13 protein-coding genes are annotated in these 16,205 nt (G+C 68.5%); 4 read left to right on the forward strand and 9 right to left on the reverse strand.

All coding sequences use genetic code 11. The features are described 5' to 3' along the window. Positions 1 to 221 precede the first annotated feature (221 nt). Positions 222 to 863 (forward strand): hypothetical protein, encoded by a 642-nt coding sequence (locus AC4EEO_RS17650; protein WP_491339387.1) that lies wholly within the window; start codon positions 222 to 224, stop codon positions 861 to 863. An 89-nt stretch (positions 864 to 952) separates the two neighbouring features. Here AC4EEO_RS17650 and AC4EEO_RS17655 read toward each other — a convergent pair whose 3' ends face one another. From AC4EEO_RS17655 to lysS, 3 genes are all read right to left on the reverse strand, one after another. Beyond that, positions 953 to 1,285 (reverse strand): histone-like nucleoid-structuring protein Lsr2, encoded by a 333-nt coding sequence (locus AC4EEO_RS17655; protein WP_018762634.1) that lies wholly within the window; start codon positions 1,283 to 1,285, stop codon positions 953 to 955. A 142-nt stretch (positions 1,286 to 1,427) separates the two neighbouring features. Then, positions 1,428 to 1,604, reverse strand: coding sequence for a hypothetical protein (locus AC4EEO_RS17660; protein ID WP_018762635.1), 177 nt, complete (start codon positions 1,602 to 1,604; stop codon positions 1,428 to 1,430). A gap of 2 nt (positions 1,605 to 1,606) precedes the next feature. Further along, positions 1,607 to 3,145: a lysine--tRNA ligase gene (gene lysS / locus AC4EEO_RS17665; RefSeq protein WP_491339388.1), complete on the reverse strand. Its 1,539-nt coding sequence runs from the start codon at positions 3,143 to 3,145 to the stop codon at positions 1,607 to 1,609. 68 nt (positions 3,146 to 3,213) lie between these two features. Here lysS and AC4EEO_RS17670 point away from each other — a divergent pair, with 68 nt between their 5' ends. Continuing rightward, positions 3,214 to 4,128, forward strand: coding sequence for an alpha/beta fold hydrolase (locus AC4EEO_RS17670; protein WP_491339389.1), 915 nt, complete (start codon positions 3,214 to 3,216; stop codon positions 4,126 to 4,128). Here AC4EEO_RS17670 and atzF read toward each other — a convergent pair. From atzF to AC4EEO_RS17695, 5 genes are read right to left on the reverse strand one after another with little or no spacing between them, the layout of a single operon-like run. Then, on the reverse strand, positions 4,106 to 5,968 hold the full coding sequence (gene atzF / locus AC4EEO_RS17675) for an allophanate hydrolase (protein ID WP_491339390.1): 1,863 nt from the start codon (positions 5,966 to 5,968) through the stop codon (positions 4,106 to 4,108). The two genes, AC4EEO_RS17670 and atzF, sit on opposite strands and share 23 nt — an antisense overlap. Continuing rightward, positions 5,965 to 9,711, reverse strand: coding sequence for an urea carboxylase (gene uca / locus AC4EEO_RS17680; protein WP_491339391.1), 3,747 nt, complete (start codon positions 9,709 to 9,711; stop codon positions 5,965 to 5,967). The genes atzF and uca overlap by 4 nt, the downstream gene beginning before the upstream one ends. Further along, positions 9,708 to 10,379, reverse strand: a complete 672-nt coding sequence (locus AC4EEO_RS17685) for an urea amidolyase associated protein UAAP2 (RefSeq protein ID WP_018762640.1) — start codon at positions 10,377 to 10,379, stop codon at positions 9,708 to 9,710. Before AC4EEO_RS17685 ends, uca begins: the two co-directional genes overlap by 4 nt. After that, on the reverse strand, positions 10,376 to 11,251 hold the full coding sequence (locus AC4EEO_RS17690) for an urea amidolyase associated protein UAAP1 (RefSeq protein ID WP_109044057.1): 876 nt from the start codon (positions 11,249 to 11,251) through the stop codon (positions 10,376 to 10,378). Before AC4EEO_RS17690 ends, AC4EEO_RS17685 begins: the two co-directional genes overlap by 4 nt. 44 nt (positions 11,252 to 11,295) lie before the next feature. Further along, positions 11,296 to 12,801, reverse strand: coding sequence for an amino acid permease (locus AC4EEO_RS17695; protein WP_018762642.1), 1,506 nt, complete (start codon positions 12,799 to 12,801; stop codon positions 11,296 to 11,298). Between the two features lie 229 nt (positions 12,802 to 13,030). Between AC4EEO_RS17695 and AC4EEO_RS17700 the strand changes: the two genes are divergently transcribed. After that, positions 13,031 to 13,702 carry a TetR/AcrR family transcriptional regulator gene (locus AC4EEO_RS17700; protein ID WP_491339392.1) on the forward strand — a complete coding sequence of 224 codons (672 nt, stop codon included), beginning with the start codon at positions 13,031 to 13,033 and terminating at the stop codon, positions 13,700 to 13,702. A 57-nt stretch (positions 13,703 to 13,759) separates the two neighbouring features. Next, positions 13,760 to 14,596: an alpha/beta fold hydrolase gene (locus AC4EEO_RS17705; protein WP_018762644.1), complete on the forward strand. Its 837-nt coding sequence runs from the start codon at positions 13,760 to 13,762 to the stop codon at positions 14,594 to 14,596. Between the two features lie 16 nt (positions 14,597 to 14,612). Here AC4EEO_RS17705 and AC4EEO_RS17710 read toward each other — a convergent pair whose 3' ends face one another. Beyond that, positions 14,613 to 16,112 carry a DHA2 family efflux MFS transporter permease subunit gene (locus tag AC4EEO_RS17710; protein WP_018762645.1) on the reverse strand — a complete coding sequence of 500 codons (1,500 nt, stop codon included), beginning with the start codon at positions 16,110 to 16,112 and terminating at the stop codon, positions 14,613 to 14,615. Positions 16,113 to 16,205: the final 93 nt, after the last annotated feature.

Below are 16,205 nucleotides of genomic sequence, written 5' to 3' on the forward strand. Positions count from 1 at the left end.
CTTTGATGCTACGTGGCCGGTCCGGAGTTGTGGAGCGTGTTCGCCACAGGGGAAACATGGGTCTTGCCGGAATAATGCCGCGCCCCCTCCAAAGGACCTGGGACACCGGGCATCAGCGGTCAAAGGAGTCCATCAAAGAACCCTTGTCCCCGGCCGGGTGTTGCGCCATTCTTGGCCATAACAGCGGGCCTGGCCGCTTCAACGGGAGCAACGAGGGCAGCGTGAACCAACAGGGAGGGCGGGAGATGCCGAAGGTGGACCTGGAACGCGTCAGGCGCCCGGCGGGGGTTGCACTCGCGGCGGGCGGGGTTTGGCTGATCGGCATCAGCCCGGTGCCGGGGGTACACCTTGAGCCCGACGCTGCGCGGCGGCTGGACATGCTCCGCAAAGGGCAGCGCTGGTGGGTGGCGGGACAACATGTCGCCGCGGCGGGAACCGCTGCCATGCCCGCGGCGTTTGCGCGGCTGGCCCTCGCCCTCCCGCCGGGAAGGAGCAGGGCACTCGCCGGCACAGCCGCCGTCGCACTTGCCGCCGGAGCGCCTCTGTTCGTCTCCGAGCTTGCAATGCGAGCATCGGACCTGGAGCGCTTCGCGGCGCGCCGCTTCCCGGCATGGCCGTTCTACGCCTATGCGTGGCTGCATGTGCTCGCGCTCGGGTCCCTCTCCGGTGCCCTGGCAACCTTGCCGCACCGGAAAAAGGAAGCGGCAGCGGTTGGCCTTGCCAGTGTCGGATGTGCGGTAGTGCTGGCGAAAACAGGCGATATTCCGCCTTTCGTCTTCTATGTCACCGAGCAGTTTGCTGCCGGCAGCCTGCTGCGCCGTGAATCGCGCCGCGGCGAATCCCCGGGTGCGCTGCGGGATTAATTCCGCCCATACCCTTATTACGTGCCGCAGACAAAAGCCCTGCCTCCCCAAGGCGGGAAGCAGGGCTTTTAGCCAGGTTGGCTCCGTAGCTAGGAATTTGCCTTTTGGTAGGCCTCCTGGATTTCAGCCTGAATTCGGCCGCGGCTGTTAACGGTGTAGCCGTTATCCCGGGCCCATTGCCGGATTTGCGCCGAATCGTGGCTGCGGCCGCCGGTGGGAGCCTTGGCCCGCTGGGCGGTGCGACCTCCGGTAGCCTTGCGTGCAGCGTTAATGAACCTCTCCAGTGAAGACCGAAGTTCAGCGGCATTGGCTGCCGACAGGTCAATCTCGTAGTTGACCCCATCGAGGCCGAACTTAACATTCTCGTCTGCGGATCCCCCATCCAGATCATCAACGAGGATGATGTTTACTTTCTGTGCCATTAAAAGTCTTCCTCTTGCTGGAAAGTTCGATTTTCAGAAAAGCAGGATGTTTCCCTAAAAAGTATGACTCTTATGTTGGCAACGCGTCAAAGCGCCTTTTGGTTCCCGGTGGATAAAGGCGGAAAGTCGGCGGGGATTTAATCTATTGCGATTCCGGCCGGGGGCCGTCGGCGGGCCGCGCCGGGAGCGAATCCGCCTCGGCCTGGGCACGGGCCTCGGCCTGGCGCTCAGCCTTGTCCGCGTTGAAGATCGCCTTCATGGCAAACCAGAAAATCAGGCCCACCACCAGGGAGGGAAGAATGACGGCTACGTATTCCATGGTCAGTGCCCTTCGGGCTTCAGCAGCGGGAACAGGATGGTTTCGCGGATACCGGCTCCGGTGAACAGCATCACCAGCCGGTCGATGCCCAGGCCGATGCCGCCCATGGGCGGGGCGCCGTACTCAAGGGCGCGCAGGAAGTCCTCGTCCAGCTGCATGGCTTCGGCGTCGCCGGCGGCCGCGTGCAGGGACTGCTCGGTGAGGCGTTCGCGCTGGATGACGGGATCGATCAGCTCGGAAAACGCGGTGCCGCGTTCCATGCCGCCGATGATCAGGTCCCAGGCCTCGATCAGCCGGCCGTCCTCACGGTGCGGGCGGGCCAGCGGCTGTGCCGAGGGCGGGTAGTCGTACACGAAGGTGGGGTTGAGCAGGGTGGGCTCCACGATTTCGCCGAAGAGCTCAACCACCAGCTTCTCGGCGTCCCACTTGGGATCAACCTTGACCTCGTGCTTGGCCGCGAGCTCGCGGAGCACGTCCACGGAGGTGTCCGGCGTAATGTCCTGCCCGACCGCCTCGGAAAGCCCCGGGTAGACGGGCAACCAGGCCCAGTCGCCGTCGAGGTTGATCTCCCCCGCCTCGGTCTGCAGCACGCGTCCGGCCCCCACGGCGTCCGCGGCGTCAAGGATGATCTCCTTGATCCGTTCGGCCATGACGAACTGGTCAGCCCAGGCCTCGTAGCACTCAAGGGTGGTGAATTCGGGGCTGTGGGTGGAATCGACGCCCTCGTTGCGGAACACGCGGCCCATGTCGTAGACGCGGTCGATGCCGCCCACCACTGCCCGCTTGAGGTACAGCTCGGTGGCGATCCGGAGGGTCATCTTCTGGTCGAACGCGTTCATGTGGGTCTCGAACGGGCGTGCCAGGGCGCCGCCGTGGACCAGCTGCAGGATGGGCGTTTCCACTTCCACGTAGCGGTGGCGGAACAGCGTTTCGCGGATGGAGCGGGTGATGGCGGCCCGGGTGTAGACCATTTCGCGGGCTTCGTCACGGACCATCAGGTCCACGTAGCGCTGGCGGACGCGGGTTTCCTCGTTCAGGTCCGCGTGCAGGACGGGCAGCGGGCGGAGGGCCTTGGATGCCATGGACCAGGATTCGGCCATGACGGAGAGTTCGCCGCGGCGGGAGGAAATTACCTCGCCCTTGATGAACACATGGTCGCCCAGGTCCACCAGGGCTTTCCATTCCGCGAGGGCTTCCTCCCCCACGTTGGCCAGGCTCAGCATGGCCTGCAGGCGTGTGCCCTTGCCGTCGGTGCCGCCCTCCTGCAGGGTGGCGAAGCAGAGCTTGCCGGTGTTCCGGACGAAGACCACCCGGCCGGTGACGCCCACGGTGTCGCCGGTGGTGTCGTCCGCTTCGAGGTGGGCGTACTTTTCCCGGATCTCGGCGAGGGAATGCGTGCGTTCCACTCCCACGGGGTACGCCTCCGCGCCGCGCTCAAGAAGTTTGGCGCGCTTTTCCATGCGGATCCGCATCTGCTCGCTGGCGTCGAGGGGCTCCGGGGCGTTCTTGGGCGCGGGGGTGTTTTGGGAAGTCACAATCATCAAGTTTACCGGGATTTGGCCACCCGGACTTTCAGCTGGCCCGCAGGCTTGCCCCCTAGGATGGGCGGGTGAAAGAACGGGTACTTCCAACGCACGACGGCGGCAGGCTGGCTGTCTACAGCTACGGCACCGCGGATGCGCCGGGAGAACGGCGCGTCGTGGTGATCGGCGGCGCGTTCCTTACCGCCTCGATCTACCGCCCCTTCTCGGTGGAACTGGCGAAGGGGCTGGGCGAGGGCTGGGCGGTGGACGTGTACGACCGGCGCGGCCGGGGCAACTCCTCCGAGCAGCCGCCGGGCTACTCCATGGCCACCGAAATTTCGGATGTCCGGACCGTGATGGATGCCACCGGTGCCCGGAACATTCTGGGCCACAGCCTGGGCGGGGCGGTGGCGCTCAACGCCGTCCAGGAGTTCACTGGCACCGGGTACGTGCCGGACAAACTCGCGGTGTACGACGCCGCGGTGAACATCGACGGCAGCATCGACACCGCCTGGCTGGACGGATTCGAGGACGCCGTCAACAACGGCAGGGTTGGCCGCGCCCTGGCGTACATGGAGAAGGCCACCAGTCCCGGCTCCGTCATGGCACGGATCCCGGTTCCCGTGCTGGCCGGCCTGATGGCCGTGCTGTCCCGGACCAAGGTGAACACATTGTTCCGCGAGGTGATGCCCAGCGGAGTGGGTGAGCTGCGTGCGGCCTTCGACGAAAAGGACCACGCGTGGGACTTCAGCGTGCTGCCGGCCGGCACGCATTTCATGGCCGGCGGCAAGAGCCCCGACTACTACAAGGTGACCGCGGAGCGGCTGCACGCAGCCGTTCCGGGCAGCACCCACCAGCTCTCACCCAAATGCTTCCACGGCTCCATTCCGGCGGCGGTCAAGGAGCTCGTGGCTGATGTCTCGGCGTACTTCACCGGCGGTAATCCGGGCGGGCCGCCCCGCCCGGATTCCTCCGGAGCTATCCCCGTTCCCCGCGGCTGAAGCCCGCCAAGGCAGCCTCCCCCAGGTCCCGCCACACGGTCCGCGGCTTCGGTTCTTTGCTCCGGTCAGCCAGCCAGTCGCCCCAGGCGGTGATGTCCTCCCCGCCCGCGGCGGCCACGGCGTCACAGGCGAAGCCGACGGCGGCCGTCCCGTCACGGAGCTGGACCGACCCGAGCAGCATTGGCTCGGGAAGGGCGGCCAGGAACGTCCCCAAGGCCGCGGGCGGCAGCAGCCACCGCTCCCCGGCCAGCTCTGCGCCGTCGTCGGACCGGTACACGCCTGGCTTCGGCGGCACCGTGTCCAGTGCCACCATCCGGTAGCGCGCAGCGGTGCGGACGGGCCCGTCCCAGAAGGCGCCGAGTTCCTCAAGCTCGCGGGCCAGCGGCTGGCCCTTGCGGTGCGCGCCCACCACCACCAGCGGCAGGGCCGTTGCGCCGGCGGCGACCGGCCAGGGAATGGGCGACGACGGCCGGGCGGCTCCTGCGGCTGCCTCCAGTCCTGCGGCACCAGGCGCCGCCCCGGCCGCGAAGAGTCCAGGCTGCGCTGGGGTGGTTTCCAGCCGGCGGGCGATGTCCGCCGCCACGGCGTCATCGAACGCCCGGCCCACCACCGTGACGCCGAACTGGGCGCCGTCCACCCCGCCGGCCGGGACAGCCACGGCACAAAGATCGAACAGGTTGCAGAAGTTCGTGTAGGTGCCCAGCAACGAGTTCACCCCCACCGGATCCGCGGCAACCTCTGCCAGGGTGGGGTGGAACGGCGCCGTCGGAACCAGGAGGGCATCGAAGCCCTGGAGGCGGCCCATGGCGGTGGCCTTCAATTCCTCCAGCCTGGCGGTGTCGGCGACGTACCGGGAGGCGGACACCGTGCCGGCGGCACGGATGATGCCTTCCACGGTGGAATCGATGCCTGCACGGCCGCCCGTGCCGGCGTCGTGCTTTGCCAGGAAGTCCCCAACTGCAGCGTGGCGTTCGGCCACCAGCGCTCCGTCGTAGAGCAGCCGTGCTGCCTGGAGGAACGCGTCGAACTCGATCGCTTCGGCATCCACCCCGCTGGACCGCAGGCGGTCCACCTGCCGCTGGAATTCCGCAGCCCACTCAGGCGGCAGGGCCGGGAGGCTCGCGGGGTAGGCCACCCGGGGCCGGGACGGCGCTGCGAGCTTTGTGTCCGCGGGCCACGCCCGGGCACCGCCGGCCATGATGCCCATGGCGAGCTCGGCCGTGGCCAGGTCCCGGGCGAAAATGGTGACGGCGTCCCAGGACCGGCAGGCCGGCACCACCCCTGCCGTGGAGACCACGTTCAGCGTTGCCTTGATGCCCACGATGCCCTGCAACCCGGCGGGAACCCGGCCGGATCCTGCCGTGTCGGTGCCGATGGCGATGTCCACCAGTCCCAGCGCCACGGCCACGGCGGACCCGGAGCTGGACCCGCCGGAGATCCGGTCCGGCCGGCGGGAGTCCCGGACGGCGCCGTAGGGGCTGCGCGTTCCCACCAGGCCGGTGGCGAACTGGTCAAGGTTGGTGGCGCCGAGGACCATGGCACCCGCGGCGCGGAGCCGCGCCACGGCTTCGGCATCCTGCTCCGGCACGTAGGCGAAGCCGGGGCAGGCCGCCGTGGTGGGAATCCCGGCCACGTCAACGTTGTTCTTGACGGCCAGCACCAGTCCGGCCAGCGGCAGGTGCGCACCCCGGGCAACGGCGGCGTCGATGGTTGCCGCTTCGGCCAGGACGTCCTCGCGGCCGCGTAGCGTTATCCAGATTTCCGGGCGGTCCACGGCGTCAACCGCGGCCAGTGCTGCTTCGGCGCGCCGCGTGGCGGCGCCTGCGGGTGCCGGGTTCATACCGTGGCCCCTTCCAGTTCCAGGTCCTCCACCTCGAGCAGCGCAAGGTCGCTGCCGCCGAGGACAACCACTGCCTCCCCGGCAACCACCTGCGAACCCGCCGTGGGCAGGACACGGAGTACCACACCGTCGCACGGCGCCTCCAGGACTGTCTCCATTTTCATGGCCTCCAGCGAGACCAGCGGCTGGCCCTTCGCCACCCGGTCGCCCTCGGCCACATCCACCTTCCAGACGCTCGCGGCGAACGGGGCGGAGACCAGGGACCCGCCGTCCGGAACCACCACGTCATCTGCTGCGGGGGCGGCGACGGCGGCGAGCGCGTCGGCACGGTCGAACTCGCCGGCGTCAGCCCATGCCTGCCGTTCCACAGCGAAAGCCGCACCCTGCTTGTCCCGGAACGCCTCGATGGACGCGCGGTTTTCGGCCAGGAACTGTTCGTGCTCAGCGAGCGAGAACGTGCCGTCCTCGATCTCCACGCCGCGGCCGCGGCCGGCCGCCATGTCGGCGCGCAGGTCCAGGAGTTCCTCCGGGCTGACGGGGTACCAGGAAATCCGGTCGAAGAAACGGAGCAACCAAGGCGATCCGGGTTCGAACGGAGCGGAATCGGCGTACCGGGACCACACCTGGGTGGTGCGGCCCACGAACTGGTAGCCCCCGGGGCCCTCCATCCCGTAAATGCACATGTACGCGCCGCCGATGCCCACCGCGTTCTCCGGGGTCCAGGTGCGCGCCGGGTTGTACTTGGTGGTGACCAGGCGGTGCCGCGGATCCAGCGGCGTGGCCACAGGCGCACCCAGGTACACGTCGCCCAGGCCCAGGACCAGGTATTCGGCGTTGAAGACGGTGTCGAAGACGTCATTGACGGAGTCCAGGCCGTTGATCCGGCGGATGAACTCGATGTTCCACGGGCACCACGGTGCATCATCCCGGACGCCGGCCATGTAGCGTTCGATCGCCTCGCGGGTGGCGGGGTCGTCCCAGGACAGCGGCAGCCGGACGGTGCGGCTGGGAACCACCAGCTCGGAGCTCGCCGGCAGGGCTGCCTCGACCTCCTGGACCAGGCCCAGCAGCCGGCGGGTGGACAGGGCGGACGGGTCCACCTTGATCTGCAGCGACCGGATTCCCGGGGTCAGGTCAACGATGCCGGGCACCCGGAGCGCTTCGATGTGCTGGTGCAGGGCGTGGACCCGGGCCCGCAGGCCCAGGTCGAGCACCATGTCGCCGTATTCCACCAGCAGGTTGTCATCGCCGGAGCGGCGGTACGTGACCGCGGGCCGGCCGGAACCGTCCGGCACCCGGCCCAGGACGCCGTCGTCGCCATCTCCGCGGACCGGCCCCGGCGTTGCCGCTTCCGCTGCCGGAAGCTTCAGGGCGGCACTGCCGGACCAGCCGGCGTCGCCCGGGAGGACCAGCTGGCGGCCGGGTCCCAAGTCCGCGGCCGACGGCGCCTGGCTGGCTTTGATGGGCACGAACCGGACCTTGTCCCCCGGACGGAGCTGGCCGAGCTTCCAGCGCTCGGCCGTCACGACGGTGACGGGGCAGACGAACCCGCCCAGGCTGGGCCCGTCCGGGCCAAGCAGGATGGGGGTATCGCCGGTAAAGTCCAGGGCGCCCACCGAGTAGGCGGTGTCGTGGATGTTGGACGGGTGCAGGCCTGCCTCGCCGCCGTCGGTCCGTGCCCAGCGGGGTTTGGGGCCGATGAGACGGACGCCGGTGCGGGCGGAATTGAAGTGCACCTCATACTCCGCGGCATACAGGTCCTCGATATCTTCGCGCTGGAAGAACTCGGGGGCGCCGTGCGGCCCCTCGGCCACGGCCAGTTCCCAGGTGGACACGAGGACGGGGCGGCTGTCGGCGGGCACCGCTGCGGCCGGGCCTGCGGCCGGTACCCCATCCACCGTGACCGCGCGGAGTACGTCGCCGGCGCGCAGAACCCGTCCGGCGTGGCCGCCGAACTGGCCCAGGGTAAAGGTTGACGCGCTGCCCAGGTAGGCGGGAATGTCCAGGCCGCCCTGGAACAGGATGTAGCCGCGCAGGCCCTTGCCGGTGGCCGTGCCGACGTCGAGCGTCCCGCCTGCCGGGACGGTCACGGGGGTCCAGGCGGGCACCTCCACGCCGTCAACGGTCACTGTGACCTCCGCGCCGGTGACGCAGACGGTGGTGGCATGCGTGAACACCAGGCTGGGTCCAGTCATGGTGAACTCCAGGCCCGGGACCCCTTCGGGGTTGCCCAGCGCAGTGTTGCCCAGGCGGAAGGAGAGGTCATCCATGGGGCCGCTCGGCGGAACGCCGATCTGCCAGAGCCCGGTGCGTCCCGGCCAGTCCTGCACGCTGGTCTGCAGCCCGGGTCGTTCCACGGTGATCCGCGGTTCGGGGTCCCCCACGTTGTCCAGGGTGCTGGTGGAGTGCTCGACGGCGCGGACCACGTTCATGCCGCTCACGGCGCGGAGCAACCCTAAGTTGGTCTCGATGCCATCGATCCGGGTGTTGCCCAGCGCAACGGCGAGGCGGTCGAAGGCCTCGGTGCGGCTTGCGCCGGAGGTGATGATTTTGCCCAGGAGGGGATCGTAGTTGGTGGAGACGTCGGTGCCGGTCTCCACCCAGGCATCCACGCGCGCTTCCTCCGGCCCCGGGTAGGCGGCGCTGGTGACGGTTCCGGCGCTGGGCTGGAAGCCGCGTGCCGGGTCTTCTGCGTAAACGCGGGCCTCCACGGCGTGCCCGGATACCGGCAACGCATCGGGCACGTCCGCCAACACCGTGTGGGCTTCGGCGCCGGCCTGGGCGAGGCGGAGCATCCATTCCACCAGGTCCACCCCCGTGACGGACTCGGTGACGGGGTGCTCCACCTGGAGCCGGGCGTTGACTTCCAGGAAGGAGGCTTCCTTGCGGGCGGAGTCGTAGACGAACTCGACTGTGCCGGCCGAGCGGTAGTTAAGGGAGGCGCAGAGGGCGCGGGAACTGCGGTGCAGTTCCTCGCGCAGATCGACGGGCAGGTCCGGGGCGGGGGCCTCCTCGAGGACTTTCTGGTGGCGGCGCTGGAGGGAGCAGTCCCGGTCGCCCAGGCTGACCACCCGGCCTTCGCCGTCGCCAAAGACCTGGACCTCCACGTGGCGGGCGTTCTCCACATACCGTTCGGCGAAGACCCCTGCGGTGCCGAAGCTGGCACCGGCAAGCCGGGCGACGCGAGGGAAGCTGTCCACGAGCTCGGCCTCCGTGCGGCAGACCGTCATGCCGATCCCGCCGCCACCGCCGGTGGCCTTGAGCATCAGCGGGAACCCAATGGTTGCGGAGGCCGCGACGGCGGCGTCCACGTCCTCAAGCAGGCCGGAACCGGCGATCATGGGTACCCCGGCCGCCCGTGCGGCGTCGCGCGCGGTGTGCTTGGTTCCGAAGATCCGCAGCTGTTCGGGGGTGGGGCCAACAAAGGCGAGACCTGCGGCTTCCACGGCCTCGGCGAAGGCCGCGTCCTCGGACAGGAAGCCGTAACCAGGGTGGATGGCGCCGGCGCCGGTTTCCTTTGCCGCGGCCAGGATCGCCTCCACCCGGAGGTAGGACTCCTTGGCGGGCGCTGGCCCCAGCAGCACAGCCTCGTCGGCGAGCCGGACGTGCTTGGCGCCGCGGTCGGCCTCGGAGAAGACGGCGATGGTGCGCAGCCCCAGTTTCCTGGCAGATTCGATGATGCGGCACGCGATTTCGCCGCGGTTGGCGATCAGGAGGGTGTCGAAGAGTTTTGTGGTGGTCACAGTGCAGCCTCCGGCCGGGTGACGATCATGCGGACGGGCGTGGGGTTGAAGCCGTTGCACGGGTTGTTGATTTGCGGGCAGTTGGAGACGAGCACCAGGGTGTCCACCTCCGCCTTCAGCGCAACGCGCTTGCCGGGGGCGGACAGTCCGTCCACGATCCCCAGGGCGCCGTCCGGGTCCACCGGGACGTTCATGAACCAGTTGATGTTGGACACCAGGTCCCGCTTGCCCAGGCCCCAGCGGGAGCCCTCGATCAGGAAGTTCTCCACGCAGGCGTGCTGTTCGCGGGTGTGCTGGCCGTAGCGCAGGGTGTTGGATTCCTGCGAGCAGGCGCCGCCAATGGTGTCGTGCACGCCCACTTCGTCCGCAACAACGGTCATCAGGGCAGCACCGGTGTCGGCGCGCAGGACCGAACCGGTGGTGAGGACGATGGACTGCTGCGCGGCGATGGTGGCTGCAGCCGAGTAGCGCACGGTGGTGTCCCCGGCTGCGTAGAGCAGGCAGTCAACGGCCTGGTTGCCTTCCAGGTCCACGATGGTCAGCACGTCGCCGGCTGCCACCACTGCCGACCAGGGGCCGCGGGCTTCGACAAATTCGTCCAGGATCAGGGTGCCGGGGGCCAGTGCCGTGCCTGCAGCGTCCGGGCGGGTCTCAATGGCGGTGTTCATCGGGCGTTCCTTGCGGTGAGATCGTGTTCGGTATTGAGCAGGGCCTGCAGGTGTTCCGGGGCCAGTGGGCCAACCAGGCGGCCTGCTTCGAGTTCGCGAAGGTCCTGCGGCGCGTGCCAGGCAAGGATGTCCACGGCAGTTCCGGTGAACTCCCGGCGGGGGTCCAGCGGGTGCGCTGTGTTGGCCAGGACCAGGACGGCGTCCAGGTGGAGAAGGAGCTCGACGGCGGCACCGGGGCCTGCGCTGCCGGTGAAGGTGATGCTGCCGGCCGGGTCAACGGTGATGCCCTTGAAGAAGGACAGCGACGGAGCGACGTCCCGCGGACCCATCCCGTTCTTCAGGGCGCCCAGCGTGAGCAGTTCGCGCGCCGCCGGAGATGCGCTGTGGACTGTTCCCGCACCGTATTTCGCGGTGTTGCCGGTGAGCGTGGTGGCGCCCGTCAGGGCATCATGCCGGGCGGAGGTATCGGCCACGATGGTGGCCATCAGCCGGCCGGCGTCGGACAGCAGCGGGTGCCCGGCAGCGGGATAGGCCTGCCACGGGACCTTGACGGTGTCGGCGACATTCAGTCGTTCGTGGGTGGCACCGGTCCGGTACAGGAGCGCGTGGACGCAGCCGTCGCCGGCGGTATCCGTGAGCCGGATCCGGGTGCCGCGGGCCAATGCCATGGTGGTGTAGCGGCCAAAGGCGAGGGACTCCGCCCAGGTGGGGGACGCGTCGTCGGGCATTCCGGACAGGAGGCGCCCTGGCGCGGAGGCGGCCGGGACGAAGCGCATGGTTTCGGCGGTCTTGCCGTGCTGGTCCCTGGCGTGGGCGCGGGCGCCGGCCGTGGTGGCGGTGCCGGCGGCGGCCGTTTCGATGGTCTGTGTCATGGTCGAGGTCCTGGTTATTGTCGGGAACGATGGGAATTTAGGGCTCAGGCCTTGGTGGCTGCGAGGTTCCTGCGCCGGACCCAGACGCCCAGGAGGAGGACGGCGGCGACCATGAGCGGTGCGGACCACAGGAGCAGCCCGTTGTCGCCGGAGGGGTCGTACACCTCGGGCCGGGGCCAGGCGAGGTTGACCACCATGAGGCCTCCGTAGAGGACGGCGAGGATGTTGACCGGCAGGCCCCAACGGCCCAGGGAGAACAGGCCGGCAGGCATGGTCTGGCCCACCCGCGCCCAGTCACCGCGGAGGCGGTTGATCAGCTGCGGGACGGTGACCAGGAGGTAGGCGATGTAAACCATCACGATGCAGACGCTGCACAGGGTGGTGAAGAGGGCAGCGTTGCCGACGTTGATGGCCAGCACGGCAACTGCCAGCGCGCCGATCACGATCGAGGGCCACATGGGCGTCCCGCGGGTGGGGTGAACGGAGGAGAGCAAGGCCGACGCCGGGAGCTTGCCGTCGCGGGCCATCGAGAATACGAGCCGGGAACCGGCGGTCTGGATTGCCAAGGTGCAGACGAAGATGGCAATGGCAACGTCAACCAGCAGGACCTTTCCCCAGAAGGTTCCCAGGACAGCGGTGAGGACGTAGGGCAGGCCTTCGGTGGCGAGGCGGCCATCGTCGAGGCTGGGGGCGGCCATCAGGGCGGTGATGATCATCAGGGCGCCGCCAATGCCGGAGATGAGCAGGGCGGAGAGAATGGTCCGCGGTGCGGTGCGGCGCGGGTCCTTGGTTTCCTCGGAGAGCTCCCCGGCGGAGTTGAAGCCCACCATGACGTAGGCGGCCATGAGCCCCGAGACCAGGAAGGCTCCCACGGCGCCGAGGTCCGAGCCCTCAAGGACGGTGGTGTCCGCCACCACGTCCGGACCGCGCTGGGCGGCGCTGATGAGGGCGAGGATCACGGCTGCGACGCCGACGATTTCGCAGGTGACACCGACGGAGTTCACGTGCGCCATGAGCTTGACGCCCAGGGAGTTGATGATGGTGGTGGCCACCAGCAGGACGGCACCCAGGATCACCGCGTTGGATGCCCCGGTGACGGTGTTGAGGGCGGGGTCACCACCCACCACCTGGAATCCGTCCCACAGCTGGGGCAGGACCACCTGGAGGGCGATGGCTGCGGCTGCCGCGGTGACCACCTGCGCGATGGCCATGAACCAGCCGGCAAACCAGCCCACGGCCTCCCCGCCGACGCGGCGCGCCCACTGGTAAACGGCTCCGGAGAGCGGGTAGCGGGCGGCGAGTTCGGCAAAATTGAGGGCCACGAGCAGCTGGCCCACCAGCACTACCGGCCAGGTCCAGAAGAACGCGGGACCAGCGAAGGAGTAGCCGAAGGCGAAGAGCTGGAAGATGGTGGTGAGGATGGAGACGAAGGAGAAACCGGCGGCAAAGGAAGCGTAGCGGCCGAGCTTTCGGTGCAGGGTGGGCTGGTAGCCAAGGGACGTCAGGTCTGCATCGTCCTGGTGGACGGTGGGAAGAACGGTGGATGTCATGGGAATCTCCGGGGCTGGAAAGGGATCTTGGGGGCGAAGCCTTCCGGCAGTGCAGCGCTCGGCCGAAGGCTGCGGATTACCGGTCACTTGATAGTTTTCCAGCGCGATGTCCCCAAACAGTTTCCCCTCTGTAAAAGGCGGATAGACATCTTGTTTCGGGGATATTTCCATCCCCTCACCGTTCCCGCAGGGCACCTTCGAGCCCGCTTTGCGGTGCAAGAATGAGTCGGTGACTTACGCCGGACCGGGACGCCCCCGCCACCAACTGCCATCACGGCCAGGCGCCACCGCCCGCGACGAAATCCTCGATGCCGCGGCGGAACTGTTCACCACCCAGGGTTTCGCCAGCACCTCCACCCGGTCCATCGCGGACGCGGTCGGGATCCGGCAGTCATCGCTCTACCACCACTTCAAGACCAAGGACGACATCCTTGAGGACCTGCTCGAGGGAACGGTGTCCGGCGGCCTGGAGTTTGCCCGGGCCGTGGCCGCGCTGCCCGCCGGCAGCGCAGGGACCGAAAGCCCGGCCGGGAGCCGGCTGCACGCCGTCGCACTGTATGACGGCACGCAACTGTGCAGCGCACGGTGGAACCTCGGCGTCCTCTACCACCTGCCCGAGGTCCGGAGCACGCGTTTTGCCCGGTTCCTGGCCGACCGGCAGGAACTGCGGCGGCTCTACGGGGAACTTGGCAGCGGCCTGTCCGCCACCGCCTCCGGGCCGGACGGCGGCGACTTCACCTTCCGCCTGGTCGAATCACTGATCTACCTCCGCGCAGACGGTGCGGCAAACGCAGAATCGGCCCTGCAGGCGGCGGATGCCGGGCTCATCCTTTGTGGACTCGGCGCGGAACTCCCGGCCATCCGCGCAGCCAGCAGGGAGCTGATCAGGCGGCTCGCCTGAGCCTGGCCGCACCGGCCAGTGATGCCCGCACCCGGCTTGCTCGGCTAGGCTCGGAACATGACGCGAGAGAACATCAGGACCCCCGACGGCGGCACTGTGGAGCTCTTCTCCACCGGCGCGGAACTCGCTTCGGCTGGTTCGGGCGTGGTGGTGGTGCCGCCCTCCATGGTGACGGCTGCGGACTACACCAAATTCGCCCAGAAACTGAGCGCCGCCCTGGGCCGGCCGGTGCACACGTTCAACCGCCGCGGCCGCGGCTCATCGTCCCCGCAGCCCGAGGACTACACGCTGGACGTGGACATCCGGGACCTGGACACCGTCATGAAGCACACCGCCAGCACTGACGTCTTCGGCCACAGCTTCGGTGGAGCGGTTGCCCTGCACGCGGCACGGACGCTGCCGGTGGAACGGCTGGCCGTCTACGACCCCGCCGTCTCGGTGAACGGCAGCGTCACGGCCAGCTGGATCGTGGAGTACGAACGCGCCGTTGCTGCCGGAGACGACGACCGGGCCCTCGCGGTGATCCAGCGCGGCCTTGAGGCCGGCGGCACGTTCTCCTCGCGCATGCCGCTGTCCATGCTGACGCTGGCCAACAAGCTGACAGCGGGCACCACGGAGGGCAAGCAGCAACGCGAACTGATGCGCACCGGTGTCCGCGAGATCAAGGCCATCATCGCCGCAGACATGCCGGCCGAACCGTTCCAGGCGCTCCCCCTGGAGACGCTGATTGTGGTGGGCGAAAAGAGCCCGGCCTACTTCGGCATCGCGTGCGGCCAGATCCACGACGTCCTCTCCGGCTCCAGCTACACCATCCTGCCCGGCTTCGGCCACGACGGCGCCATCAAGGCCCCCGACAAGCTGATCAAGGAACTGAGCGACTTCTTCGCCGGTTGATCCCGGCCCGGTTGGGCTAGTGGGCGCCGTGGCCCGGTCCGGCGCCTTCGGTCTTGCGCATCATGGCGGACAGCACGACGGCGGCAAGGGCTATGACGGTTGCCGTCAGGAAGGCGGCGCTCATCCCGGCGACGAGCCCCGACGTCGCACTCACCACGGCGAAGATGGACACGAGCAGCGCCGTCCCGGCGGCGCCGGCCACCTGCTGGGTGGTGCTCATGATCGCGGAGCCGTGCGAGTAGAGGTGCGGTGGCAGCGGGTTCAGGCCGGTGGTGAAGGCCGGGGTGAACAGCAGGGCCAGGCCGAAACTCAGCCCGACGTGCAGGGTGATGATCCACCACACCGCCGTGCCGGCGTCGAGCATTGAAAACTGCCAGAGCGTCACCACCATCAGGATGGATCCCGTCACGGTGAGCGGCAACGGGCCCACCCTGTCGAACGCGCGGCCGATCACCGGGCCGAGCAGCCCCATGGCCAGGCCGCCGGGGAGCAGCGCGAGTCCGGTTTCCAGCGAGCCCAGGCCCCGGACTTCCTGCAGGTAGAGCGGCAGCAGGATGACCCCGCCGAACAATGCCATCATGGCCACCACCATCAGCAGGACCGAGACGGTGAACATCCGGAATTTGAACGCACGCAGGTCCAGCAGCGGCGCAGCGGCCTTCTGCAGGCGGACCTGGCGGAGGATGAAAACCGCGAGGGCGGCCACGCCGATGACCAGGGCGGCGATGGCTGCGGCGCCGGGACCGGACTGGCCGCCGTGGCCGCCGCCGATTTGGCTGAGTCCGTACACAAGGCCGCCGAACGCGGGGACCGTGAGGAGCACGGAGGAGAAGTCCAGCTTGGTCTTCTCCGCCTCACCCACGTTGGTGAGGAATTTTGCGCCGATGGCCAGGGCCGCCAGCGCCACCGGCAACACGAACACGAACATGAAGCGCCAGGTGAAGTGTTCGAGGATCAGCCCGGAAACAGTGGGGCCCATGGCCGGGGCGACCGAGATGGCGATGCTGACGTTGCCCATGACCGCGCCGCGCCTGGCCAGCGGGACCAGGGTGAGGATGGTGGTCATCAGCAGCGGGAGCATGATGGCCGTGCCGCCTGCCTGGACGATGCGTGCCAGCAGGAGGACTTCGAATCCGGGGGCCACGGCGGCAAGTGCGGTGCCGCCGGCAAACAATCCCATGGCCAGCATGAAAACGGCCCGGGTGGACAGGCTTTGCAGGATGAAACCGGTGGTGGGGATGACCACGGCCATGGTGAGCATGAACCCGGTGGAGAGCCACTGGACGGTGGGTGCGTCCACGCGGAGGTCCACCATGAGCCGCTGCAGGGCGACGTTCATGATGGTCTCGTTGAGGATCACCACGAACGTCGCCACCAGCAGCGTGCTGATGATGGTCACTGACTCCCGGGACATCTTCTCCGGCGCAGCGGGCCCGGTGCCCGTGCGGGGTTCCGCGACGGTTCCTGCGGCGGGAACGGACTGGCCGCCGGCGTTGGGAGAGACTTCGGTAGACATGGGTGTTCCCTCAGGGGTTCTTGAAAGTGATGGGCGGTCGGCGCCGCTGCAGATGCCAACACTCTACCCGCTGGAGTAATTCCCCGGCACGGG

The sequence above is a fragment of the Pseudarthrobacter sp. MOO13 genome (assembly GCF_058267655.1).